The following is a 24,814-nucleotide window of genomic DNA, read 5'->3' on the forward strand; positions in this document are numbered from 1 at the left end:
TCGTTTTTATGGGTTAATAGGTATGGATATGCAGAAAAACATTACAGTTTACAATACTTGTACGAAATGAAATAGACTGTCGAGCAAATCGGTCACTACTGATTTGCTCGACAGTCTCTTCTTACTTTCGCATATTCAAATAATCCTCTAACAACTGATTCGTGCGTTTCTGTCCTAAAACCCGTTCCACCTTTGAAATAAAACTCTCAGGAACCCCTGTCAAAATCCAATGCATAGAGATCTCATCTAACAAAGGTCTTAGCATTCTGATTTCCTCTAGAGTAAAGTCTAATCCATACGACTTGGACATCTTCAACATCTCTTCATCGCTTCTTTTTTTCATCTCCAGTAGCAAACGTGTGTAATCCAAATTGTCACCTAGCTTTCTTTAAATTTGTAAGCCCGCGCCATTTCGTTTATACTCATTGATGTGAATCGTAATCATTACTATTAATCGAAGGATGGTTGTATGCAAGAAAGTCTAGTGAAATTAACAGATGTAACTTTTAACTATGGAAATTCATCGGTGTTGAAAGATATCACCTTAACTGTGAAACCAGGTGAATTTTGGGCACTTATTGGTCCGAACGGATCTGGGAAGTCGACTCTCATAAAAATTTTATTAGGATTGTTAAAGCCTAATAAAGGTTCAGTCGAACTATTAGGGGAGCCAATTTCTTCAGTCAGCCACAAAGAACGAGTTGGCTACGTTTCCCAAAAATCTAATTCATTCAATAGCGGATTTCCAGCTACTGTTCTGGAAGTTGTGAGAAGTGGTTTGACAAAAAAAACGGGATTGTTCAAGCGATTTTCAAAAGCAGATACAGAAGCTGCTTTGAATGCGCTTTTGGAAGTAGATATGAAAGAATTTGCGGATCGTAATATAGGTGAGCTCTCTGGAGGCCAACAACAGCGTGTCTTCATAGCACGAGCACTTGCGGCAAAACCGGAGCTGCTTATCATGGACGAACCGACTGTCGGAGTGGATCAGCAAAACTCGGCTTCTTTCTATTCTATGCTTGAAAAATTGAATCGTGACAATGGCATAGCCATTATTTTGGTTTCCCATGAAATTGACCTTGTGACAGATCTTGCGTCACACGTTGCCTGTTTGAATCGGACTATGCACTTTCATGGTGGAAGAAGAGACTTTGCGAAGCTGAATGATAATGATCTATCGCGATGGTACGGTCACTCTGTCCGTCTCGTTCATCAGAAGGAAGGAGACACTTCCAATGATTGAAGCATTATTTACTTATGAATTCCTACAGAATGCGTTTTTCTCGGGATTAATTATCGGAGTGATTGCACCCATGCTAGGGCTCTTCATCGTTGTTAGGCGTCTTGCTCTAATCGCTGATGCCCTTAGCCACGTCTCGCTTGCAGGGATTGCAGGAAGCTTGTATTTAAGTCAGCAAGTGTTGTTCTTCGCAGGACTCAATCCGATTTATTTAGGAATGGCGGCTGCGGTGGGTGGCTCGCTCTTAATCGAGCGATTACGAAGGATTTATCGAAATTTTGAAGAACTTGCGATTCCGATCATACTTTCAGCAGGTATTGGATTCGGGGCTATATTCATTTCGTTAGCTAAAGGCTTTGGTTCGGACCTTGTAGGCTATTTGTTCGGTTCGGTCTCTGCTGTAAGCCGGCAAGACTTACTAGTTGTCTCAATCCTTGCAGTCGGTGTGTTTGCATTCATATATTTGTTCTATAAAGAATTGTTCACGTTATCCTTCGATGCGGATTATTCTCAGGCGTCGGGTATTAAAGGACGCGGAATCCAAATGTTTTTCATGGTGCTCACGGCGTTAGTAATAGGGGCTTCCATGCGAATTGTTGGAATTCTTCTTGTGTCGTCTCTTATGACTTTACCGGTTGCCGCTGCAATTCAGGTCGCAAAAAGCTTTAAATCCGCTATGTTACTGTCAATTCTTTTTGGTGAAATTTCCGTTGTTACCGGGCTATTCGCTGCATATCATCTGGATATTGCGCCCGGAGGTACGATTGTAGTGACGGCAATCGTCATATTACTACTTGTATTAATGGGGAAACGTTTCACTGGACAAAGTACTGTGAGAAGGAAGGGGGAAGTACTGTGAATGTAGAAAAAGCATGGGAGACATTGAAGGAACATTCTTTCAAACGAACAAAAAATAGAGAAGCGATTTTAGAGTTTCTTGCAGAGCGAGATGGATATACTGCTGCGATGGATGTTGGTGAATTTCTGAAGAAAGACAATCCCGGTGTGAGCTTTGATACAATTTACAGAAACTTAACCACGTTCGCAGAGCTCGGTATTCTGGAAGAAACTGATTTGAATGGGGAGCGCCAGTATCGGATGCATTGTGATCCAGGGGTACATCATCATCATTTTATATGTACGATATGTGGAAAAACGAAGCACATACCCACCTGCCCTATGGATCACATTGCAGTTAACTTACCTGGTGTGGAAATACAAGGGCACAAGTTTGAAATATACGGAAAATGCCCTCAATGCCAATAAAAAAGAAAGGCTCAGAAACTGAGCCTTTCTTTTTTTTATTTCACTGAAGTTGTAAAAAAATTATGCTGAATCCAATCATTAGCTTCGTTCCAGTTATTGACTCGAATGACACCATTCGGGATTGGATCCCGATTATATGGTGTGTCAAAAAGGATGACAGGAATATCAAGCTCCTCATGGAGGTCGACAGCATTATCGTGTTTGTCTTCGAAAAATACGTCCGTTCCAAATTTGCGAGCAGTCTCTATTTTACGATGACTTCCGATTAGCTCGATGTGGTCATAAGGGAGCTGCTCAAGCTCGAACCATTTCATTGTGACATCGAACACTTCAGAACCACGTGCAGAGATGTAATACAACTCTGCTTGCTGTTTCTGCCAGTCTGTTAAAAATTGTTTCGCTTGTTCTTGTGTAGAGGAGGTGAGACAAATCTCTGGTTCAGCCTCTTTGTACCACTTGTAAAACTCTGTAGGATCGACATCGAAAGCAGTTGTCAGATCATACTCCTTAATATCATCTAAAACGAGCTCGCATCCAAACTTTTTATTGATATGCGGAAGTAGAGAGGATGGAGTTGTTACAGTTCCGTCAATATCGATACCGAATCGATAGTTTTTCACTTAGAGGCTCCGCTTTCTTCAAGCAGTTCTTCTTGTCTCTTTTTCTCAAAGTACTCTTCCGCAAGCTTATCAATTTCCATCTTCAATTCCTCGACCATTGTTTCTTCAGGAACTTTCCGCACTGTTTTTCCGTGCATGAACAGAAGACCTTCGCCGCGGGCACCTGCGATTCCAATATCCGCTTCTCGTGCTTCTCCAGGACCGTTAACTGCACAGCCAAGAACAGCTACTTTAAGAGGTGCTTTAATATGTGAGATATATTCTTCTACTTCATTTGCAATCGATATTAAGTCAATTTCAATGCGTCCGCAAGTCGGGCATGAAATGAGAGTTGCTGCGTTCGATGATAGTCCGAATACTTTCAATAACTCACGCGCCACTTTTACTTCTTGCACAGGATCAGCACTCAATGATACACGCATCGTGTTACCGATACCTGCAGATAGTAACGCTCCTAGACCTGCAGAACTCTTAATGGAACCAGTAAAGAGTGTCCCAGATTCAGTAATACCGAGGTGAAGAGGGTAGTCGAATGCAGCTGCAGCTTTCTTGTAGGCTTCAATTGCCAAGTTTACATCAGACGCTTTCAACGAAACGATGATGTCATGGAAATCGAGGTCTTCAAGGATTTTAATGTGGTGCAGGGCACTTTCAACCATACCGTCAGCTGTAGGATAGCCATATTTCTCAAGGATTTTCTTCTCAAGCGATCCAGCATTTACGCCGATTCGAATAGGAATTCCTTTTGCTTTAGCTGCATTAACAACAGCTTCCACTTTTGCCTGCTTCCCGATGTTACCCGGGTTAATACGTATCTTATCAGCACCTTGTTCAATCGCAATCAGTGCCAGTTTATAGTTAAAGTGAATATCGACAACGAGCGGAATGTTAATCTGTGCTTTAATCGCGCCGATTGAATAGGCTGCGCGCTCATCTGGACAAGCAACGCGGACAATCTGAACACCCGCTTCTTCCAAACGTTTGATTTCTGCAACAGTTGCTTCCACGTCATGTGTTTTAGTCGTCGTCATACTTTGGATGAATAGTTCGTTGCTTCCTCCAATTGTAAGATTCCCAACTTTAACAGGACGAGTGTTGGATCGATGTATCATTTCAGTCATTATTTTCTCTCCTTACTTCGAATTACTACTGTTTACTATAGTACATTTTATCAATCATTGTGCTAAAAAGACAAGGAACTGCCCTCCGCACGCTATTGTTTTGAGCAAAATGTGACGGTTTCACTACTAAGTGGAATTTCAATCTGCTCTCCACCTACAATGTCCTGAAGCTGCAAATGAGGGTTCAATTGATAAAAAACATTCAATCGATCAATGAACGTTAAACTCGGATCTGGATAAAGTGCAAATAGTGTTTCAATTGTATCACCTTGAACCGTTGTGACGACAATAGATACAGGCTTGTCCACTTCCTGACAGGTGGGTTCATCTGATGCGAAAGCTGCAAGTTGAATCGTACCTTCTGTCAAATCACTTTTTAGCATATGGATAAGCGCAAATACAGCTAGCGCGGTAATAAGTAGTCTCATAAGAAAAGCCTCCCTTCGCACACGTTATGCAGGAAGGAAGACAATTATGCACGAGTTACTTTTACTTGAGGCTGTTTCGGATAATAGTTTGTAGCTAATGCTAAATACACAATATGAATAATCGCGGTAAGTGGGAAATTAAAGACATTTTCAACATGAACGATGTCCAGAACTAAAGAAACTAAAATAGGGACAGTAATTGAAACAGCTGAAGTACGCCACATATGCCTGTATTCTCCGCGACGTTTGAAAATTTTCAAAAGTCCAAGCCCAACAAGCCCGAAGAAACTAACTCGAATGAATAAATAAAAGGTGCTAATCAGAAGCTGAAGGACAAATGCCATAGGATAGAGCAAACCTCCCACAGTCTTTGCGTAATCGATTAATTCTTGAGAAGAGCCAAACAAATCAATATCTCCCGTAAGGAATCGTATAAAGGACACTAAGGTGGAAAGAATTACAAACAAAAATACGTATTGAAATACTTTTCCAATAGGTAGCAATCGGAAAGCTGCAAGTTTTTTTGGTTCGTGGATGGAAGCAAGAAACAATTGATAGTTCTTCAAAGTGGTGACTCCTTTCTAGGTATATCGCTAGTTTAGCATCGGTTGTATGCTATTGGGTAGGGATAGTCACAACAAAAACAAGTTTAGCATGTCAATTGTTAAGGGATTGTAAAGATTGACCGTTGTCTATTTACATATGAGAAGTCGGCGACAATAATAGGGGAGTATACATATCGTTATTGGAGGTTGTGCATTACATGGATATTAATTGGCAGGAAGTGGCGTTTCAATTTCTTGGTGGACTAGGTATTTTTCTTTTCGCCATTAAATACATGGGGGACGGTCTTCAGAAAGTAGCTGGAGATAGGCTACGTTCCATTCTTGACCGTTTTACTACAAACCCGTTCATGGGTGTACTAGTTGGTATAATTGTGACTTGTCTCATACAGTCTAGCTCGGGTACTACGGTTATCACAGTCGGTCTCGTAAGTGCAGGATTCATGAAGCTTAGACAAGCAATTGGAGTCATTATGGGTGCTAATATCGGTACAACCATAACTGCATTTATCATCGGGTTGGACGTAGGTGCTTATGCGTTGCCAATTATGGCGGTAGGTGCGTTCATGATATTCTTCATCCCAAAATTGACGGTAAAACATTTTGGTGAAGTCGTGTTCGGGTTTGGAGGACTGTTCTTAGGTCTTGAACTCATGAGTGAAGGGATGGTACCTTTACAAACACTTGATTCGTTTACTGATTTGACAGTTTCGATGGCAGACCACCCGATGCTTGGGGTGGTTGCAGGAACGGTGTTTACCTTGATCGTTCAGAGTTCCAGTGCGACTGTAGGAATTTTGCAAGGCTTATATGCGGAAAATCTTATCGATTTGAAAGCTGCTTTGCCTGTTTTGTTCGGTGACAATATCGGAACTACGATAACCGCAATTTTAGCTTCAATTGGCGCTTCTGTTGCTGCCCGTCGTGCGGCTGCAACCCACGTTTTGTTCAATATTCTTGGAGCTGCCATATTCATGATTCTCCTTGTACCTTTCACTGTTTATGTGGAATGGATTACGAGTACACTTGGACTCGATAAGAAAATGCAAATTGCGTTCGCACATGGTACTTTTAACGTTGTGAACACAATCATTCAGTTCCCATTCATTGGTGCTTGGGCATATTTTGTAACGAAACTTATTCCTGGTGAAGATGTGACGATTGAATATAAACCAAAACATTTAGATCCGCATTTCATCACTCAGTCTCCAGCTGTTGCAATTGGACAAGCAAAAGAAGAAATCATTCGTATGGGTTCATTTGCTGTCCAAGGATTGGAAGAAACATTTGATTACTTGAAGAGTAGTAAGAAGAGTCATGCAGAAACTGCGTACCAAATTGAAGATGCCATTAACAATTTAGACCGAAAAATCACGGATTATCTAGTTGAAATTTCGGCTGTCAATATTTCACCAGTTGAATCAGTTCGACACGTCATGTTAATGGATACGGTTCGTGACATCGAGCGTATTGGTGACCACTTTGAGAATATTATTGAACTTATTGACTTTAGAGAAGTTAATAAGGTGAAGCTTTCTGAAGATGCTCTAGAAGAACTTTCGGAGATGTTTGCACTGACTATCGGAACAGTACAAAAAGCAGTGGATGCTTTAGATACGAATGATTGGGAGCTTGCGCGTACTGTTGCAAAACAAGAAGAATTGATCGACAAAATGGAACGCAAATGCAGAAAGAGCCATATTATTCGATTGAATGAAGGTGGCTGTTCTGCGCAAGCTGGTATTGTATTTGTCGATATTGTCTCTAACTTAGAAAGAATCGGAGACCACGCTGTCAATATTGCTGAAGCGGTTTTAGGAAAACGCGCATAAGGGAGGAGGAAGTCGGATGGAGTGGATTGCATGGATTGTAGCAAGTTTGTTTTTCGTCGTTGCTTTTATGGGGTTAATCTATCCGATCATTCCTTCTGTTCTTTTCATCATTGGTGGCTTTTTGCTCTATGGGTTAATCGATACATTCGATTCCATGGGATGGCTGTTCTGGACTATACAACTTTTATTCACTATTTTGTTGTTTGGAGCAGATACAATTGCCAACCTTTTCGGTATAAAGCGCTTTGGAGGATCTAATGCTGGAGGATGGGGAAGTACGATTGGTCTTCTCATTGGGCCATTCCTCATACCAGTAGCTGGAATTCTCATTGGACCGTTCCTTGGCGCAGTTTTGGCGGAATTGCTCGTTACTCGTGCTGGTTTTAAACAAGCCTTTCGTTCAGGAATTGGTTCATTGGTCGGATTTTTAACATCGGTTGTCGTCAAAGGTGTTGTCATGATTGTTATGATCGGTATTTTCATCTTCTTCGTCACATAAAAGACAAGATAATTGAATGCCTATGGGAAGTTTGATAATCTTGAAGGGTAGGAAAGAATTTAATCATTCAAGGAGGAATTGGAAATGGCTTATAAATTACCTAAATTGCCTTATGCATATGATGCACTAGCACCACACATCGACAAAGAAACGATGGAAATTCACCACACGAAGCATCATAATACGTACGTTACCAATGTCAATAATGCATTGGAAGGACATGCTGATCTTGCTGCTAAATCTGTTGAAGAGCTTATCTCAGATTTAAATGCAGTTCCTGAAGATATCCGTACTGCAGTTCGCAATAATGGCGGAGGTCATGCGAACCACTCCTTATTCTGGACACTTCTTTCACCGAACGGTGGCGGAGCGCCAACTGGTACTCTAGCTGAAGCAATTGACAAGAAGTTTGGAAGCTTAGACAAATTCAAAGAAGAGTTTGCGAATGCTGCAAAAACTCGCTTTGGTTCTGGATGGGCTTGGCTCGTTCTTGATAACGGCGAACTTTCAATCATGTCTACACCAAACCAGGACAATCCATTAATGGAAGGTAAGACTCCACTTCTTGGCCTTGACGTTTGGGAGCATGCTTACTACTTGAACTATCAAAACCGTCGTCCAGATTACATTACAGCATTTTGGAATGTTGTAAACTGGGATGAAGTACAAAAGCATTACACAGAAAATAAGTAAGTGATTGATGCAACCAAGCACACATCTTGTTCGTCAAGATGTGTGCTTTTTCATTTTTAATGCTATAATTCATTTGATGTGCACCTAATGAAGGAGGAGGAAAACGTGAGGAAAAATCAGCGTAAAGTCGATCAGGCAAAAGTACGCCAGCGCAAATTGACTTCCTTCAGGATGAACTTTTTATTCTTTTCTATATTCGTTTTGTTTTCGTTGCTAATTTTTCGTTTAGGATATTTGCAAATTGTTAAAGGGGAAGACTATAAAAGTGAATTAGAACGTAAAGAAGAAATCGCAGTGAACACAAGTGTTCCAAGAGGCCGGATTTTTGATCGAAGTGGCCATCTGCTCGTCGATAACGAACCACGAAATGCGATTACATATACGAAGGCAACTTCAACAACTTCGGATGAAATGTTGAAAACTGCTAAAAAGCTTGCGAAGTTAATTGACAAACCTACCACGCGAGTCACGCTAGGTGATAAAAAAGATTTTTGGATTCTGCTACATCCTGATGAGGCATTGGAAAAAATTACGAAGAAAGAACAGTTGGCGCTTCAAAATGACGAATCCATCTCAAAAAAGGAAGCACAGCGTAAAATTACGAAAATGACGCGCGATCGCATTACAGACGAAGAATTGGATTCATTTTCAGATAGTGAGCTTGAAATACTCGCGATTTACAGAGAAATGATGTCAGGCTATGCCTATACTCCTCAAATTGTTAAGAGTGAAGATGTGACCGATGAGGAATTTGCAACGGTCTCAGAACAACTTGGCTCACTTCCAGGAGTTAATACGACAACAGATTGGGAACGCGTTAAGATGTCAGATAGCGCAATCCTTGGCACGACAACAAGCCCACTGGAAGGGATTCCTAAATCGGATCTGGACTATTTCCTTTCACGGGGTTATTCGCGGAATGATCGGGTAGGCAAAAGTTACATTGAACGATATTATGAAGATTTGCTAAAAGGACAAAAGACAGTTGTAAAAAATATTAAGGATAGAACTGGCCAAGTCGTAGAAACCAAAACCGTTCGTGAAGGTGAACCAGGGAAAGATCTGATGCTGACATTGGATACTGAACTGCAATCCCATCTAGAAAAAATTGTGGGAGATAATTTACTAAAAGCAAAACGGATGGGCGGCTCTCAACTTTTAGATCGTGCCTTCTTAGTGATGATGGACCCGAATACAGGCGAAGTACTTTCCATGGTTGGAAAAAGGATTGTAAAAGACAAAGAAACGGGTAAGCTAACTGTACAAGACTACACATTCGGTGCGTTCAGTACATCATATGAAGTGGGATCGACTGTGAAGTTGGCGACTGTATTAAGTGGTTATCAGCACGATGTATTAAATTTGGGAGACAGGAAAGTTGATGAACCTATCTATGTAGGTAAACAACGGAAAGCCTCTCTCTTCAACCAAAATTCACGTGTTTCCGTTAACGACATTGAAGCACTTGGGCGTTCCTCCAACGTATATATGTTCAAAATTGCAATGGACCTTGCAAACTATAATTATGTAAAAGGCGGTAGCTTGAAAATCGATTTTGATGCATTCAACAAATTACGAGAGAGTTATGCCTCATTCGGTTTGGGTGTGAAAACTGGAATCGATTTGCCAGGCGAAGTGTCTGGATCTTCACCAGAGCCAAACCGTAAAGAACCTGGTAAATTGCTCGACTTATCGATAGGTCAGTATGATACGTACACACCCCTTCAACTTGCGCAGTATGTTTCCACTGTTGCAAATGGTGGATATAGAATTGCACCACAAGTACTGAAGGCTGTATACGAGCCATCTAAAGATGGGAAAGAATTTGGAGCGCTCTTGGAACAGAATGATCCGAAGGTTCTCAACCGAATTAATAATACACCTGAAGAAATTGAACGAGTTAAAAAAGGGATGCATTATACGTACTATCAGCCCAAGGGAACTGCATACAACATTTTCCAAGGTGAAGATTTCGATGCTGCAGGGAAAACGGGTACAGCGCAGGCAGGATATTATGAAGGCGAAGATCGATCTCTATGGGGGACTCAAACAGTTTCTGTTGCTCACGTAGGTTTTGCTCCATATGATAAACCTGAAATTGCATATTCCGTTATTGTGCCGCACGTATCTACCTATACAAATGGTTATGCTCACCCCAATAATGACATTGCTCAAGCGGCTGTCAAAGAGTATTTTGCACTTAAGAAAAAACGGGCTGAGTCCGAAATCTTCTCTACAGAAACACCGACTATTCAGCCGTCGATAAAAGTGGAAGATGGAACAGAAAAATAACATACAAAAAAGACAAGCTTAGTGTTAGTAAGCTTGTCTTTTTTGTTAGTGCTTTATAGTTGTAAGCTCTTTGGCTAGATCTGCAAAATTCATAGATGAATCCACTTCGTGTTGCCCGATTTGCATCTTTCCTGACAGACCATTTTTAGTTAGATATCCTTCAAATTCTGTTGCACTTTTTATTATTCCTGATTTCTCAAGGAAATCAGAAGCGTCTTTAGAAGTATCACCGGGTGATAGAGTGAGAATCATCTTGATAACAGAATCCTTTTTCCCGGAATCGTCGGACTTTTGAGTGGATACAGCAGCTTCGTCATTAGCCTTGGTATCTTTTTGTGCGTCTGCTAAAGCAACTTTAACAGTAGCTAATTCTTGATTGAGCTCTGCAATTACCTTGCCCTGATTCACATATTCTTCGTCCTCTGTCCCGCTTGTGAAAAATAAAACAGCGCCTGCTGTTAAGCATCCCATGCCTATAAGTTGGAGGAGTTGTCGAATCATACGCGCACACCTTTCGAACGGAGGACTGAGAGGACCTGTTCTGAAGGGAGGGAAGAGCGTTTGGAAATATCCTCAATAGAGTAACCTTGACCGTGAAGTGCAATAATCTGACTTACGATAATCGTATGTACCGGTTTCTGCATTTCATTAGATCGTGATGAGTGAGTAAGTGGTTCTGGATCTACCATTAGCTCTTCTTCTAGTGCTTTTACCCTTTTTTTCAATTGGCTGGTCTCTTGGTGTAAACTGATGGAAATTTGTTCAATTTCATTTGTATTCGGTTGCTTTGATCCAAAAAAGATGGAAACGAACAAAGCAATTATCCCGACTATCATAAGGGTGATAGGCAGTGACACAATAGCGCCCTCCTTGGTTGGTTAGTTTACTTAATGGTACCATATCAAAAACCAATTAGGGAATTTAGATTTCTTGCTAGACAATCATTGAATTTATGATACAATAGAACAGTCGTATAAATCATGCTCATAAATACTCTACTATCGCTGATGAGTGGGAGGGACAACAATGCGCGTAAATATTACACTTGCTTGCACAGAATGTGGTGAGCGTAACTATATCACAAAGAAAAACAAGCGTAACAATCCAGAACGTCTTGAAATGAAAAAATATTGCTCACGTGAAATGAAACAAACGCTTCACCGTGAAACAAAATAATTGCTCATGCCAAAACCTATCACGGTTTTGGTTTTTTCTTTCAAAAAGAAGGGAAGAGAGTATATAATGAAAACTATAATCAGGAAAAATTGTTTATTGAAATTGAAAAATATGTCTGCGGATGAATATATAAAGAAATCAAATTGCATCCGTTTGCGCTTACTTGAAACCGCAGAATTTATAAAAGCTGAAACGGTTGCTATTACTATATCACGTACGACTGAAGTTCAAACACGTACGATTATTGAAGCCTGTTGGAGATTAGGGAAAAATGTTGTAGTTCCGAAGTGTAACCCAGAACAAAAAACAATGGACTTTAGAAAAATCACCTCTTTTGAGCAATTAGAAACTGTCTACTTGGATTTACAAGAGCCAAATCCGATAACTACAGATTCTGTAAAAAAGATTGAAATCGATTTACTAATCGTTCCCGGAGTTGTGTTCACAAAAGAGGGGTACCGCATAGGCTATGGAGGCGGTTATTATGATCGTTTTCTTGAAACCTATACGAAAGAAACTTTATCAATTGCTTTTGAAGTTCAACTTGTCGACCAAGTACCGATTGAAAGTCATGATATACCAGTTGGAAAAATACTCACAGAAGAGCGTGAAATTCAATGCAGCAAACAGGGTTGAAAGAATTTTGGGACGTCTTAAGACTTATGAAGCGTTTCGGTGCATATATCTATACGGGTGATAGAGAAGCAGATATATTATTAATGCAGTCCGAATTGAAAGATTTATATGATGACAAACTTATCATAAAAGAAGATTATATTAGTGCATCATTACTCATACGAAATGAGTTGTACAAATGTGTGAAAGTTCCTGAAAAGTAACCACAACATTCCAATGAATTTTGTTATAGTGAAACTTTTGTGTGTCTTAAAACGTTATAATAAGGTAGATACATGTTATGTTTTAGAAAGGAAGAGATCAAATGAGGAGATTTAACTGGCCGAAACACTCCTTGCTAGTAATTGCAATTCTTGCAACCTGGCTAACGACCTACTTCGGTTATTTGACAAGTTTTAATATGAGTATTGACAATATGGTTCAACAATTAATTCTTTTTATAAACCCACTTAGTTTTTTATTGTTAGTTTATGGAGTAGCGCTATTCATCAAAACAACGAAACGCCGCAATATTTATATTATCACTGTCAGTGTGATGACATCGATTGTAATGTTTGCGAACGCAGTATTTTATCGTTTCTTCAGTGATTTTATAACGATTCCAACGCTTTTCCAAACAAATAACTTCGGAGACTTGTCTTCATCGGTTATGGCAAACATTCACGGAACTGATATCTTCTTTTTCACAGATGTAATTATTGTGGCACTTGCTGTGAAATTTATTCCCCAGTCAACTGAGAGTGTAAATCAATTTAAAATGGGTCGCCGGTTATATTTCATCGCAACAGCAGCTTTGTTCATGGTGAACTTAGGTCTTGCTGAAGCAGAACGTCCTCAATTATTGACACGAAGCTTTGACCGCGAACTACTTGTGAAAAACATTGGTACGTACAACTACCACATTTATGACTTGATCATCCAGTCAAAGTCACATGCACAGCGGGTGCTTGCTGATGGCAGTGAACTTTCTGAAGTTGAGAACTATATTCATGCGAATCATAAAGAACCAAGTGTTGATATGTTCGAAGATGCAAAAGGGCGAAATATAATTACAATATCTCTTGAATCCCTTCAAAGTTTTGTCATTAACCAAGAAATGGATGGACATGAGATTACACCTTTCCTTAACGAGTTGACAAAGGATAAAGATACATTCTACTTCGATAACTTCTACCACCAAACAGGACTAGGTAAAACATCAGATGCAGAATTTATTGTAGAAAACTCGATTTATCCGAGAAATGGTAGTGCTGTGTTCTTTACACACAGTGGGAATACATTCGATTCTATGTCGGAGAAACTAGCTGACAATGGTTACTTTACTAACGTCATGCACGCGAATAATCGGAGCTTCTGGAACCGTGACATTATGTACAAAGCACTCGGTATTGAAAAGTTCTATGATGTGGAAAGTTACGATATTGGTGAAGGTCAAGCTGTCAATTGGGGTATGAAAGATATCCCATACTTTGAACAGTCTGTCCAGATGATGAAAGAGATGCCACAGCCATTTTCTTCTCGTATGCTGACGTTAACCAATCATCACCCGTTCGATTTGGATGATGAGGATATGCTAATTCCTCCATATACATCAAATTCGAAAACATTAAATAAATACTTCCAAACGTCTCGCTACTTAGATGAATCGATTAAAGTACTTTTCGAAGAACTTAAAGCAAATGGTCTATACGATAATTCGATTATTGTAATGTATGGTGATCACTACGGTATTTCTGAGAACCATAATAAAGCAATGGGGATGTATTTGAATAAAGAGATTACACCGTTTGATAATGCTGAACTACAAAAAGTTCCATTCTTCATTCACATTCCTGGTAACGGTAAAGGAAAAGTGATGCATGAACTTGCTGGTCAAATGGACATTCGTCCAACAGTACTAAATTTGGCTGGAATTGATACGAAAGACGATTTACAGTTTGGTTCTGACTTGTTCTCGAAGGAACATGAGGACTTTGTTATCTTTAGAGACGGCAGATTTATAACAGACAAATACGTTTATTCGCACGAAGTTTGTTATGATGCTGAAACAGGTGAACCTACAGATGGGGAGCTTTGTGCGCCTTATGTAGAGCGAGCTTCCAAGGAACTTGAATACTCAGATACGATTATTAACGGGGACTTGCTACGATTTAAAGATGGGCAAGGAAATCCTTCAGAACAGCAGACAGAAATAAAAGGCAAAGAATAAGAAATAACCCGATTGTGAGCTATGCCTCTCAATCGGGTTTTGTATGTAATAAAGAACAAAAAAGAAAACATCTTTTGCAAGTGAGCAAAAGACGTTTTTCAATTGACATTAATGTAGGGATGGTGGATAGCCTTGGAAAACAATTGTAGCAATTGTAAAACCACCAAAAATTACGGCTGCCAATAGGTTAAACACAATACTGAGCAAGTTGCGCTCTTTGAATCCTTGCACGGTACCAACTACAGCTAAAATTGCAATAAGACCAAAAATAACCATTAAAAGATTCATGAATGATGACACTCCTTTCAAAAAAGAACAAATGAATGCCTAGTTAGCAATACTCACCTTCTATTGTACTGTTTCACTACCAGTTTGTCGAGTTGTAAACGTGACGATTGTTTGAAATCTTTGCAAGGATTCCGTACTATAAAGTAGAGGAGGCGATTCTTGTGAAAATTAAAACCTTACCACTTGGACCAATACAAGCGAATTGTTACCTGATTAGTAACTCTAACGGCAATTGCCTAATAATTGATCCAGGAGAAGAGCCGGAAAAAATTATTGAAGCCGTAGAAGCTGCAAATATGAAGCCAATAGCAATTTTATTGACACATGCACACTTCGATCATATAGGAGCGCTTGAGGCGGTTCGTAAGCAATACAGCATTCCGGTATACATCCATAAAGATGAAAATTTATGGTTACGCAATCCAGATTTAAATGGCTCTGCGAAATATCCCATGTTAGCTCCTGTTGTATGTCAACTTGCAGATCATATTATTGAACATGAGGGGATTATGCAACTCGGTCCTTTTGAGTTCGAAGTGCGTCACACCCCTGGCCACTCACCGGGAAGCGTAAGTTACGTCTTTCATGAGAATCGATTCGTTATTGTCGGGGACACGTTGTTCCGCCAGGGAGTGGGTCGTACAGATCTTCCTGGAGGAAACACGCACCAATTACTGACATCGATTGAACAGAAGTTATTATCTTTAGATGAAGATTATAAAGTCTATCCGGGTCATGGGCCAAAAACAACTCCGAAAGACGAGATGGACTCCAATCCATTTCTAAATGGATTTTAAAAAAACAGCCGAATTTCGGCTGTTTTTACTTTTAGTGCCCTGCACCTGGTACGTGAATGAATGTTGCATAGTACGTGAACCCAACTGTAAATACCATTAAGTAAGCTCCAAACATGTACAAGTACATTCTTTCAGTAAGTTTCATGTAGCCAAGCAGCATGAAGAAAATAGTACTTACGACAAATAAAAGTGCGACTTGGTCCATATGACCAACAAAAAACATAACTGCGAAAATCCCTGTCCAGAAACCACACAGCTTGAACATATTATCCATAAGTGCGTCCCTCCTTACAACAATACAATAAACTCCTCTTTATTATATAGGATAGTGCTGTCAAAAGTAAACTCAAAGTAAAAGGCTTAATGTGACAGATCCGTGATGTTCAAAGAATTTTTACGTCAATCAAAATTGAATTGACATACGGGTATAGGTATCCAAAATGCTACTTTCGCGTAAACTATTCCATTTTTTCTTAAGGGGCATTATACTATTGGCAAGACATAAAGCGGTCTTATGTTTATAGAGAGAGGGGTGTACATGGAAACTCAAGAAAATGTGATTGAACAAAAATGTTTTCAATTATTGCAAAAAGCAATTGATGTGGATGCGACAGATATTCACCTTGTACCAACTGAAGATGGTTATGGCTTGTTTCACAAAAAAAACACAAAGCTGGAACGGATCGGTAAACTCCCCCCACAGTTAGCGACCCGTATGATTTCTTTTTACAAATTCCTATCTTCCCTCGATATTAGCGACCGTCGAAAACCTCAAAGCGGTTCTTTCCACAAACAATTCAACAAAAGCAACTACTCATTTCGTATTTCAACAATTCCATCCATACATCTAAATGAAAGTGCAGTTATACGAATCCAACAACATGACAGGATTGTCTCACTTGATCAATTATGCATTGAATCATCTTGGGCTGAAATGCTGAAACACTCTATTAAACAACAACAAGGATTGTTTATGATTACGGGACCGACGGGCTCCGGAAAGACCACAACCATTTACTCGTTAACTGCACACTGCGTCAATGAATTGGATCGTCATGTGATTACTTTGGAAGATCCAGTTGAAAATCCTCATAGTCACTTACTGCAAATTCAAGTAAATGAACGAGCAGGCATGTCTTATGCAGCTGGGCTGAAGGCAATCTTACGTCATTCGCCGGATGTCATTATGATTGGAGAAATTCGTGATGCAGAAACAGCGAAAATTGCTGTGCAAGCGTCTTTAACTGGACATTTAGTTTTAACTACCGTCCACGCAAAAGATCCGATAGGCTGCTTTTATCGGATGATGGATTTCGGTATTTCAGCAGAGGAGCTACGTCAGACGGTCGTTTGCATATCAGCTCAACGTCTCATCCGTAAATCCGATGGGGAATTGGCAGCTGTTTTTGAAATTTATCAAGATGAAGAATTAGAGAATCTAAAAGACTCCCTCAGTAAGAAAGATCCAATTTCTCTCTCTGAAGAAGGGAGCGTAGAGGCAGTTGCGAGAAAATACAGTAGCTCCAGCTATTCGCCATAAGCGTTGGTATTCACTCAGAAGAGATTCGCTATTCGTTGTAAAAGACAAGTCGCTGTTTCTTTTGCGTGCTTCTGAATTACTACAGGAAGGCTATACGATCCAGGAATGTTTTTCTTTATTAATCCCTCATCACAGTTTGCATAGTTTGACGTTGATTCAAGAAGTCGATGACATTTTTAGAGAAGGGGCCAACGTTTCAGAAGTACTCAGATTCCTCGGATTTCCGGACAGAATTTTATTGTCCGTTGAGTTGTCCGAGAATGACGGAAGGTTGGCAGAAGCATTGAATGGCGCGTCCCTACGGCTAGAAGCAGCCCAACTAAGAAAACAGAAATTCATTCAAGCAGCGACTTATCCGGTAGTCCTTATGTTTGCTATGGCGTTATTGCTTATTGCATTTAAGATTTATTTTCTACCGAACTTCGAGACGCTCGCCTCTTCTCGATCGGCGACAACTCAAGGTATCGAAAAGTATTTGCCCCGTGTAGTAGCGAAAGCACCTGATTTGTTATTAGGAGGAATCGGCGCCGGTGTGGCTTTGTTCGTAATTACAAGAATCTATTTGAAGCGATTAAGTCCTTTAGAAAAAATCAAAAGAGTAGGAGCGCTTCCATTAGTTGGTGAAATGTATAAAAGCATTTTGACTCGATTATTTGCTTCTGAAACAGGAAACTTACTCGCAGCGGGCAATTCCATCCAAGAGGCGATGACTATTTTAACGAAACAAAAAACTGATCCTATTTTAGCGAGTGTTGCGCAATCCATTCATGAGGAAGCAGGAAAAGGAGAACCTTTTCATGTAGCGATAAATCTTACAGATGGGCTCATGACAGACTTATCGTTCTTTGCAAAACACGGTTCTGACAGTGGCCATTTAGCTAAAGAATTGTTGCTTTATAGTGAGCAATTAGGGAGCACAATCGATCGTAAAGTGAACCGGATGATGGCTATGTTGCAACCCGTTTTGTTTGTCGCTCTAGCCGTTTGCATAATTGCAGCTTATTTAGCATTATTATTGCCCGTGTATGGAATGATAAAAAACATGTAAAAGGAGCATATTCAATGAAATTTCTACGCAATGAGAAAGGGTTTACGCTGATTGAAATGATGATTGTATTATTAATTATTTCTGTGCTGATTTTAGTTGCGATACCCAACGTGACGAAGCATTCGAAGTCCATTGACACAAAGGGATGTGACGCCTACTTAAAAATGGTGGAAGGGCAAGTGCAGGCTTACAAAATGGATACGAAACAAATTCCTACTAGTCTGGAAGACCTAACTGCTAAGGACTATTTGCCAGCAGAGGCGAAATGTCCTGACGGTACCCTCCTAACCATAAATGCAGAAGGAAAAGTGATTAATCCTAAATCAGCTTCTGCAACTGAATGAACAACTCGACTGAACAGGGGTTGACGTTTTTGGAGTTGCTACTGGTACTCGCAATTTTAGGGGTGCTAACTGCAATTATAATGCCTGTTAGCAGTGGATGGACAACCGAGCAGTCGGAACGGGACGGGCTAGAAGCATTTAAAGCGACTGTTCAAAAAATGCAGGCATATTCCATTGCGCATCAAACAACTACGTGGCTGAGTTTCACGAATGACGGGAAAACGTATTCAGTGACCTACTCTGATACGAATGAGAATACAAAAACAAACTTTCCACCAACTATAAAATTTGACAACACGAGTACATTACGGAATATCAGTTTTCAGGAAAATGGAAATATGTATAAAACGGGTACGATGACGTTTGAAACTTCAAGTGGATCGAAAAAGATTAGATTTCAGTTCCAAAGGGGGAGGATGCTGCTCTATGAATGAATCAGGTTATTCCTGGCCGGAAGCCATTTTAACACTAACCATTATGATGGTCATTTTTAGTGCGTTACTTCCTTTGTCTTTCAGGATGCTATCAGGGTTAGAGAATAAAAAACATGAAATGAGAGCAAAAGAAACGATGTATCAAGGGGCTTTGCTGTATACGTCTTATGGAATTAGCGGAGGAGTTCGAACTGAAGAAGGTACTGAATATGAATGGACAGTTGTAAATAATCGGCTGTGCGTCAATTATCCAACATCCAACAAAACAGAAATGATATGTACACCTTGAAGAAAACCCGGAATGAGTCAGGTTATACGTTGCTTGAAAGTTTATTTCAACTGATCATTGCGGCCGCGTTCTTACACCTCATTATCCTGTTCTTGCTCTTTAAAGAGTCCACATATAACCAATTAACAGATAGTCAAACTACTGAATGGGAGCTGTTTATGGTAGATTTGCAAACAGATCTTTCAGCAGTAAAAAGGATTGAACTCAACACGGAAGGTACGATTTTAACCGCCTTTATGATGGATACCTCTACGAATACAGAGTACAGCAACGTAGGCGGTGTCATACGAAGGAGAGTTGGAAGCCAGGGACATGTTCCATTGCTAACCAATGTGCAAAAAGTAATCTTTGTTGATGAAGGTCCATTACTCGTAGTCTCTGTAACACTTCAAGATGGGACGGAACGCCAAAGGAGGGTTGCGGTTGGACTTAGTGAAAGATGAACGTGGGGTCGTCCTTATGATGGCACTTGCATTATTATTTTTCGTCTCCCTCTTTCTTTTTACATTCGTTTCGTGGCATGATAGTTTATATGGAACGTATGATTCGCTGGGAACGGTTTATGAGAAAGCAGCGATAACAATAATGCAGAGCGGATGATTTTATGAACAAAGTATACCTAGTTGGATTCATGGGGTGTGGAAAAAGTGCAATTGGTAAGCGATTGAGTTTTTTTACAAAGCTCCCCTTTTATGACATGGATCATGAAATCGTACAGAAAACAGGTATGACGATCCCACAAATTTTTGAAACCTTTGGGGAAGAACGTTTTCGTGAGATGGAAACCGAATTTCTTCAAACCTTTCGAGACGAAAAGTGTATTATAGCAACAGGTGGTGGTGTTGCAATGCGTAAAGAAAATCGAACGATCATGCGTGCGACTGGTCTGGTGTTTTTCCTGGATGCCCCTTTTCGTGATATCTGGCGAAGGATTGCAACGGATAAAAACAGGCCGATTGTTCAGCGCTCCACTCGTGCGGAAATCGAGTCACTTTACCACAAACGCTACGATGCGTATAAACAATCCGCGCATTTCATGGTTCAGACCAGGCAGCGATCTCTTAGTAAAGTCACCGAGTACATCGCATTCCAAATGGACCGCTTGTCTAGTGAGACGGATTCAATTGAAATCCCTTACGATCACTTAAGGGGCACTCAAAAGTAATTGCACTTCAATCGGCAAACTGGTAAGATAGGGTCGAAAGATATTAGTTTTCGGAATCTTAAACTATCTTGCAACGAATTGAATAGTGCGGATGAATGCATGGGGAGAGTGCGCACAAAGCGCCGCCGAAGGAGCAAGTGACAACGTCATGAATCTCTCAGGCAAAAAGACTCATGTTGGACGCATCTCTGAACAGTGCCGGTCAATTGTGTTGCTGGCATCTGAAGTTAGCTTCCGCAATATGGAGCGTTCAGAAGGATGGACAGGGGCTCTCTTTTAAAAAGGGGGTCTCTTTCTTTTTTTTAGATGAATGGGGGAGATTGTGTTGTCAGGAACTTTAAAACGAACACCACTTTTTGATAGTTATGTGAGGTATAATGGAAAAACTATCGATTTTGGTGGTTGGGAACTACCAGTTCAGTTTTCTAGCATAAAAGCAGAACATGAAGCTGTACGAACAAAAGCGGGACTCTTTGATGTATCCCATATGGGTGAAGTTCTCGTTAGTGGAGAAGGCGCATTACCTTTTTTACAAAAGCTTGTGACGAATGATGTTGCAAAATTAGTCGACGGGCAAGCACAGTATACTGCTATGTGCTATGAAGATGGCGGCACAATCGATGATTTGTTAATCTATAAACGGGGAGATAACGACTATCTTTTAGTTGTCAACGCATCCAACATTGAAAAGGACGTTAACTGGATGGAAAAACAGGCTAACGAGGACGTGCACATTGACAATCAGTCAGAGAAGTGGGCGTTACTTGCATTGCAAGGACCTAAAGCAGAAACCATTCTACAACGCCTTACGGATGAACCACTGTCAGAAATTCGTTTCTTCCGTTTTAAAGACAATGTCGATATCGCAGGTGAAAAAACGTTAGTATCGCGTACCGGATACACTGGAGAAAATGGATTTGAAATCTACTGTTCTCCTGAAGCTGCAGTTAAACTATGGGATAGAATTTTGACTGAAGGAAAAGAAGATGGCTTGATCCCTACAGGTCTAGGCGCGAGGGACACGCTTCGTTTTGAAGCGGGATTACCATTGTACGGCCAAGAATTATCAAAAGAAATTTCACCACTGGAAGCAGGACTTGGTTTTGTTGTGAAATTGAAAAAAGAAGAGTACTTCCTTGGTAAGTCAGTTTTGGCTGCACAAAAACAAGATGGCATACCGCGCAAACTTGTCGGAATTGAAATGATAGACAAAGGAATTCCGCGTACCGGATATCCGGTTTACCACAATGGAGAATTGGTCGGTGAAGTAACGACTGGCACACAATCTCCTACACTGAAAAAGAATATAGGCTTTGCTTTAGTGAACCAAGAGGTATCTGATCTTGGACAAGAACTTGAAGTGGAAGTTAGAAATAAAAAGCTGAAAGCGCTAATTGTCGAAACACCATTTTATAAGCGCTCATAAAGTGAAACGACTACTATTTTCGTACAAAGGGAAAGAGGGGAACTATTAATGATGCATCGTTATATGCCAATGACTGAAGCCGATCGTGTAGAAATGTTGAATGTGATCGGAATTTCTTCGGTCGACGAACTGTTCGCAGACATACCTGAAAGTGTTCGTTTCACAAGGGATTTAGCCATTAAAGAAGCAAAATCCGAATCTGCATTACTCAAAGAACTTTCGAGATTAGCCGCAAAAAATGCGGATTCCAAACAATATGCATCTTTCCTAGGAGCAGGAGTCTATGATCACTACAAGCCAATCATTGTCGATCATGTTATTTCCAGATCTGAATTTTATACAGCCTATACACCGTATCAGCCGGAAATTTCCCAAGGGGAGCTTCAAGCAATCTTTGAATTCCAAACAATGATTTGTGAGTTAACGGGTATGGATCTTGCAAATTCCTCTATGTATGATGGTGGTACGGCACTTGCTGAAGCGGGAACACTAGCAGCAGGGCATACGAAACGAAAGAAACTACTTGTTTCTGAAACGGTACATCCAGAATCGAGAGATGTAGTTCGAGCTTACGCGGATGGTCAGCAGATTGAAGTTATCACGATTCCACAAAAACATGGCGTGACAGACGTCGAAGAATTAAAGAAACTGCTGGCTGATGATACGGCTGCTGTACTCGTACAGTATCCGAACTTCTTTGGTCAAGTTGAAGAATTACAAGAAATCGGTGAGTTAGCACATGACAATGGCGCATTATTTGTCGTATCATCCAATCCACTGGCGCTTGGTATTTTAACACCTCCAGGCGAACTTGGAGCAGACATTACAGTTGGAGATGCACAACCCTTCGGTATTCCTGAACAGTTCGGTGGACCTCACTGCGGATATTTTGCAGTGACCAAGAAACTTATGCGTAAAGTTCCTGGACGTCTTGTTGGTGAAACAACAGATGATCAAGGTCGAAGAGGCTATGTACTTACATTGCAAGCACGTGAACAGCATATCCGACGTGATAAGGCCACTTCCAATATTTGTTCAAACCAAGCCTTGAACGCACTTGCAGCTTCTGTTGCGATGACAGCTCTCGGAAAAAACGGTGCACGTGACATTGCCTACCAAAACTATGCAAAAACTCATTATGCTAAGCAGGCATTCGAAAAAGCGGGCTACACAGTTCTTGGTGGAAATGCACACTTTAACGAAATTGTTGTCGATTGCAAGCGTTCAGTTAAAGAGTTGAACAAACATTTACTAGAGCAAGGTATTATCGGCGGATACGACCTTAGTTTGACATATGCAGGAATGGAAAATCACGCATTATTTGCAGTGACCGAGCAACGGACGAAAGAAGAGATTGATGCACTTGTGCAGGAAATGGAGGCCGTCCATGCATAACGAAAACCAACCACTTATTTTTGAAATCTCAAAACCAGGACGTATTGGATACAGCTTAACTGATTTGGATGTTCCTGAAGTGGATTTGTCAGCACTACTACCCGAAACGTTAATTCGTAAGCAAGATGCTGCACTTCCTGAAGTTTCTGAGTTGGATATCATGCGTCATTACACAGCGTTGTCGAACCGTAATCACGGCGTTGACACAGGATTCTATCCGTTAGGATCATGTACGATGAAATACAATCCGAAAATTAACGAAGCGGTTGCACGTATTCCAGGATTCGCTAACATCCATCCTTTGCAAGATGAGTCAACTGTACAAGGTGCAATGGAAGTTGCCTACGACTTGCAGGAGCATCTATGTGAAATTACTGGTATGGATGAAGTTACACTTCAACCAGCAGCTGGAGCACATGGAGAATGGACTGCATTGATGATGATCCGTGCATTCCATGAATCAAATGGCGATACAGGACGAACAAAAGTACTTGTTCCAGACTCAGCACATGGTACAAACCCTGCATCTGCGACGGTAGCAGGCTTTGATACGATTACTGTTAATTCCGATGAAAACGGTCTAGTGGACATCGAGGACTTGAAAGCGAAAGTCGGAGACGATACGGCAGCTCTCATGTTAACGAATCCTAATACTCTAGGTCTTTTTGAAGAGCATATTATGGAGATGGCAAAAATCGTCCATGGGGCTGGAGGGAAGTTGTACTACGATGGTGCGAACTTGAATGCAGTCATGTCAAAAGCTCGACCTGGAGACATGGGCTTCGATGCAGTACACTTGAACTTGCATAAAACGTTCACAGGGCCACACGGCGGTGGCGGTCCAGGTTCTGGACCAGTTGGTGTGAAGAAAGAACTTGCCGCCTTCTTGCCAAAGCCTGTATTAGAAAAGAACGATGGTGTCTACACGTTCAACTACGACGTACCACAATCTATTGGTCGTGTAAAACCATTCTACGGGAACTTCGGAATTTACTTGCGTGCTTATACGTACATCCGCTCAATGGGGCCAGATGGTTTAAAAGCAGTCACGGAAAATGCGGTTCTGAATGCGAACTACATGATGCGTCGTTTGGAGCCGTTTTTCGACCTTCCATATCCGCAGCATTGTAAGCATGAGTTTGTTTTATCAGGTCGTCGTCAGAAAAAACTTGGTGTTCGAACGTTGGATATGGCAAAGCGACTGCTTGATTTCGGATTCCATCCACCAACAGTCTACTTCCCACTTAATGTTGAAGAAGGCATGATGATCGAGCCGACTGAAACAGAGTCTAAAGAAACGCTTGATTCCTTTATCGATGCGATGATTCAAATTGCAAAAGAAGTGGAAGAGAATCCGGAAATCGTTCAAGAAGCACCTCATACGACAGTCATTAATCGTTTGGATGAAACAAAAGCAGCACGAAAACCAGTTCTTCGTTACACTCCTGCAACGGAAGAAGAATTAGTGAAAGCATAAATAAAGGACCGGAGCCTAAGCGCTTCGGTCCTTTTC

32 protein-coding genes and 1 riboswitch are annotated in these 24,814 nt (G+C 40.7%); of the genes, 23 read left to right on the forward strand and 9 right to left on the reverse strand.

Annotated features, from left to right (window positions below; translation table 11 throughout):
- Positions 1-121: 121 nt before the first annotated feature.
- On the reverse strand, positions 122-370 hold the full coding sequence (locus M3197_RS05735; protein WP_251659485.1) for a hypothetical protein: 249 nt from the start codon (positions 368-370) through the stop codon (positions 122-124).
- A gap of 99 nt (positions 371-469) precedes the next feature.
- On the opposite strand from M3197_RS05735, the gene M3197_RS05740 reads away from it, so the two are divergent.
- From M3197_RS05740 to M3197_RS05750, 3 genes are read left to right on the forward strand one after another with little or no spacing between them, the layout of a single operon-like run.
- Positions 470-1,243: a metal ABC transporter ATP-binding protein gene (locus tag M3197_RS05740; protein ID WP_251659487.1), complete on the forward strand. Its 774-nt coding sequence runs from the start codon at positions 470-472 to the stop codon at positions 1,241-1,243.
- Positions 1,236-2,099 (forward strand): metal ABC transporter permease, encoded by an 864-nt coding sequence (locus tag M3197_RS05745; protein ID WP_251659489.1) that lies wholly within the window; start codon positions 1,236-1,238, stop codon positions 2,097-2,099. Before M3197_RS05740 ends, M3197_RS05745 begins: the two co-directional genes overlap by 8 nt.
- Positions 2,096-2,506 (forward strand): Fur family transcriptional regulator, encoded by a 411-nt coding sequence (locus tag M3197_RS05750; protein ID WP_251659491.1) that lies wholly within the window; start codon positions 2,096-2,098, stop codon positions 2,504-2,506. Before M3197_RS05745 ends, M3197_RS05750 begins: the two co-directional genes overlap by 4 nt.
- A 35-nt stretch (positions 2,507-2,541) precedes the next feature.
- Here the strand turns inward: M3197_RS05750 and M3197_RS05755 are convergent, their stop codons facing one another.
- The 4 genes from M3197_RS05755 to M3197_RS05770 all read right to left on the reverse strand — a co-directional run bounded on the left by M3197_RS05755 (position 2,542) and on the right by M3197_RS05770 (position 5,241).
- Complete coding sequence (locus tag M3197_RS05755) at positions 2,542-3,126, reverse strand: 5' nucleotidase, NT5C type (RefSeq protein ID WP_251659493.1); 585 nt, start codon at positions 3,124-3,126, stop codon at positions 2,542-2,544.
- Positions 3,123-4,247 carry a flavodoxin-dependent (E)-4-hydroxy-3-methylbut-2-enyl-diphosphate synthase gene (gene ispG, locus M3197_RS05760; RefSeq protein ID WP_025784763.1) on the reverse strand — a complete coding sequence of 375 codons (1,125 nt, stop codon included), beginning with the start codon at positions 4,245-4,247 and terminating at the stop codon, positions 3,123-3,125. Before ispG ends, M3197_RS05755 begins: the two co-directional genes overlap by 4 nt.
- Before the next feature lie 92 nt (positions 4,248-4,339).
- Positions 4,340-4,675: a hypothetical protein gene (locus tag M3197_RS05765; RefSeq protein WP_251659495.1), complete on the reverse strand. Its 336-nt coding sequence runs from the start codon at positions 4,673-4,675 to the stop codon at positions 4,340-4,342.
- Positions 4,676-4,719: 44 nt separating this feature from the next.
- On the reverse strand, positions 4,720-5,241 hold the full coding sequence (locus M3197_RS05770; RefSeq protein ID WP_251659498.1) for a DUF1189 family protein: 522 nt from the start codon (positions 5,239-5,241) through the stop codon (positions 4,720-4,722).
- A gap of 197 nt (positions 5,242-5,438) precedes the next feature.
- On the opposite strand from M3197_RS05770, the gene M3197_RS05775 reads away from it, so the two are divergent.
- From M3197_RS05775 to M3197_RS05790, 4 genes are all read left to right on the forward strand, one after another.
- Positions 5,439-7,070 carry a Na/Pi cotransporter family protein gene (locus M3197_RS05775; protein WP_251659499.1) on the forward strand — a complete coding sequence of 544 codons (1,632 nt, stop codon included), beginning with the start codon at positions 5,439-5,441 and terminating at the stop codon, positions 7,068-7,070.
- 16 nt (positions 7,071-7,086) lie between these two features.
- Positions 7,087-7,569 (forward strand): DUF456 domain-containing protein, encoded by a 483-nt coding sequence (locus tag M3197_RS05780; protein WP_251659501.1) that lies wholly within the window; start codon positions 7,087-7,089, stop codon positions 7,567-7,569.
- A gap of 84 nt (positions 7,570-7,653) precedes the next feature.
- Positions 7,654-8,262 (forward strand): superoxide dismutase, encoded by a 609-nt coding sequence (locus tag M3197_RS05785; RefSeq protein ID WP_251659503.1) that lies wholly within the window; start codon positions 7,654-7,656, stop codon positions 8,260-8,262.
- A 105-nt stretch (positions 8,263-8,367) separates the two neighbouring features.
- Positions 8,368-10,554 (forward strand): peptidoglycan D,D-transpeptidase FtsI family protein, encoded by a 2,187-nt coding sequence (locus M3197_RS05790; RefSeq protein WP_349774093.1) that lies wholly within the window; start codon positions 8,368-8,370, stop codon positions 10,552-10,554.
- A 45-nt stretch (positions 10,555-10,599) separates the two neighbouring features.
- Here M3197_RS05790 and M3197_RS05795 read toward each other — a convergent pair whose 3' ends face one another.
- The gene (locus M3197_RS05795; RefSeq protein ID WP_251659507.1) at positions 10,600-11,055 is read right to left on the reverse strand and encodes an endolytic transglycosylase MltG; all 456 of its coding nucleotides are present in this window, start codon (positions 11,053-11,055) and stop codon (positions 10,600-10,602) included.
- Entirely contained in the window at positions 11,052-11,411 is a 360-nt protein-coding gene (locus tag M3197_RS05800; protein WP_251659509.1) for a hypothetical protein, read from the reverse strand. The genes M3197_RS05795 and M3197_RS05800 overlap by 4 nt, the downstream gene beginning before the upstream one ends.
- A gap of 169 nt (positions 11,412-11,580) precedes the next feature.
- Between M3197_RS05800 and rpmG the strand changes: the two genes are divergently transcribed.
- The 4 genes from rpmG (at position 11,581) to M3197_RS05820 (ending at position 14,575) form a co-directional block, all read left to right on the forward strand.
- Positions 11,581-11,730 (forward strand): 50S ribosomal protein L33, encoded by a 150-nt coding sequence (gene rpmG, locus M3197_RS05805; protein ID WP_025784754.1) that lies wholly within the window; start codon positions 11,581-11,583, stop codon positions 11,728-11,730.
- Between the two features lie 66 nt (positions 11,731-11,796).
- Positions 11,797-12,366, forward strand: coding sequence for a 5-formyltetrahydrofolate cyclo-ligase (locus M3197_RS05810; RefSeq protein WP_251659511.1), 570 nt, complete (start codon positions 11,797-11,799; stop codon positions 12,364-12,366).
- Positions 12,348-12,569 carry a YqgQ family protein gene (locus M3197_RS05815; RefSeq protein WP_251659513.1) on the forward strand — a complete coding sequence of 74 codons (222 nt, stop codon included), beginning with the start codon at positions 12,348-12,350 and terminating at the stop codon, positions 12,567-12,569. The genes M3197_RS05810 and M3197_RS05815 overlap by 19 nt, the downstream gene beginning before the upstream one ends.
- A gap of 101 nt (positions 12,570-12,670) precedes the next feature.
- Positions 12,671-14,575, forward strand: a complete 1,905-nt coding sequence (locus tag M3197_RS05820) for an LTA synthase family protein (RefSeq protein ID WP_251659515.1) — start codon at positions 12,671-12,673, stop codon at positions 14,573-14,575.
- Positions 14,576-14,683: 108 nt separating this feature from the next.
- On the opposite strand, the gene M3197_RS05825 is transcribed toward M3197_RS05820, so the two are convergent.
- Entirely contained in the window at positions 14,684-14,863 is a 180-nt protein-coding gene (locus tag M3197_RS05825; RefSeq protein ID WP_025784750.1) for a DUF2759 domain-containing protein, read from the reverse strand.
- Positions 14,864-15,024: 161 nt separating this feature from the next.
- Here M3197_RS05825 and M3197_RS05830 point away from each other — a divergent pair, with 161 nt between their 5' ends.
- Entirely contained in the window at positions 15,025-15,660 is a 636-nt protein-coding gene (locus M3197_RS05830; protein ID WP_251659517.1) for an MBL fold metallo-hydrolase, read from the forward strand.
- Between the two features lie 31 nt (positions 15,661-15,691).
- Here M3197_RS05830 and M3197_RS05835 read toward each other — a convergent pair whose 3' ends face one another.
- Positions 15,692-15,934, reverse strand: a complete 243-nt coding sequence (locus tag M3197_RS05835; protein ID WP_251659519.1) for a DUF2626 family protein — start codon at positions 15,932-15,934, stop codon at positions 15,692-15,694.
- Between the two features lie 264 nt (positions 15,935-16,198).
- Between M3197_RS05835 and comGA the strand changes: the two genes are divergently transcribed.
- From comGA to gcvPB, 11 genes are all read left to right on the forward strand, one after another.
- Positions 16,199-17,200 carry a competence type IV pilus ATPase ComGA gene (comGA, locus tag M3197_RS05840; protein WP_251659521.1) on the forward strand — a complete coding sequence of 334 codons (1,002 nt, stop codon included), beginning with the start codon at positions 16,199-16,201 and terminating at the stop codon, positions 17,198-17,200.
- Positions 17,163-18,248 carry a competence type IV pilus assembly protein ComGB gene (gene comGB, locus M3197_RS05845; RefSeq protein ID WP_251659523.1) on the forward strand — a complete coding sequence of 362 codons (1,086 nt, stop codon included), beginning with the start codon at positions 17,163-17,165 and terminating at the stop codon, positions 18,246-18,248. Before comGA ends, comGB begins: the two co-directional genes overlap by 38 nt.
- 14 nt (positions 18,249-18,262) lie before the next feature.
- A complete protein-coding gene (comGC, locus tag M3197_RS05850) occupies positions 18,263-18,592 on the forward strand; it encodes a competence type IV pilus major pilin ComGC (RefSeq protein WP_251659525.1) in 330 nt (109 codons plus the stop codon).
- A complete protein-coding gene (gene comGD, locus M3197_RS05855) occupies positions 18,589-19,026 on the forward strand; it encodes a competence type IV pilus minor pilin ComGD (protein WP_285851124.1) in 438 nt (145 codons plus the stop codon). The genes comGC and comGD overlap by 4 nt, the downstream gene beginning before the upstream one ends.
- Positions 19,019-19,315 (forward strand): hypothetical protein, encoded by a 297-nt coding sequence (locus M3197_RS05860; RefSeq protein ID WP_251659529.1) that lies wholly within the window; start codon positions 19,019-19,021, stop codon positions 19,313-19,315. The genes comGD and M3197_RS05860 overlap by 8 nt, the downstream gene beginning before the upstream one ends.
- Positions 19,312-19,758 carry a competence type IV pilus minor pilin ComGF gene (comGF, locus tag M3197_RS05865; RefSeq protein WP_251659531.1) on the forward strand — a complete coding sequence of 149 codons (447 nt, stop codon included), beginning with the start codon at positions 19,312-19,314 and terminating at the stop codon, positions 19,756-19,758. The genes M3197_RS05860 and comGF overlap by 4 nt, the downstream gene beginning before the upstream one ends.
- Positions 19,739-19,915 carry a hypothetical protein gene (locus M3197_RS05870; protein WP_251659533.1) on the forward strand — a complete coding sequence of 59 codons (177 nt, stop codon included), beginning with the start codon at positions 19,739-19,741 and terminating at the stop codon, positions 19,913-19,915. Before comGF ends, M3197_RS05870 begins: the two co-directional genes overlap by 20 nt.
- A gap of 4 nt (positions 19,916-19,919) precedes the next feature.
- Entirely contained in the window at positions 19,920-20,480 is a 561-nt protein-coding gene (locus M3197_RS05875; RefSeq protein WP_251659535.1) for a shikimate kinase, read from the forward strand.
- Between the two features lie 91 nt (positions 20,481-20,571).
- Positions 20,572-20,663: riboswitch (glycine riboswitch) on the forward strand.
- Between the two features lie 127 nt (positions 20,664-20,790).
- Positions 20,791-21,906, forward strand: coding sequence for a glycine cleavage system aminomethyltransferase GcvT (gene gcvT, locus M3197_RS05880; RefSeq protein WP_251659537.1), 1,116 nt, complete (start codon positions 20,791-20,793; stop codon positions 21,904-21,906).
- Between the two features lie 48 nt (positions 21,907-21,954).
- Positions 21,955-23,301 (forward strand): aminomethyl-transferring glycine dehydrogenase subunit GcvPA, encoded by a 1,347-nt coding sequence (gene gcvPA / locus M3197_RS05885; RefSeq protein ID WP_251659546.1) that lies wholly within the window; start codon positions 21,955-21,957, stop codon positions 23,299-23,301.
- Entirely contained in the window at positions 23,294-24,778 is a 1,485-nt protein-coding gene (gene gcvPB / locus M3197_RS05890; RefSeq protein ID WP_251659548.1) for an aminomethyl-transferring glycine dehydrogenase subunit GcvPB, read from the forward strand. Before gcvPA ends, gcvPB begins: the two co-directional genes overlap by 8 nt.
- Positions 24,779-24,814 lie beyond the last annotated feature (36 nt).

The sequence above is a fragment of the Sporosarcina aquimarina genome, from assembly GCF_023715615.1.
Lineage (GTDB): Bacteria > Bacillota > Bacilli > Bacillales_A > Planococcaceae > Sporosarcina > Sporosarcina aquimarina_A.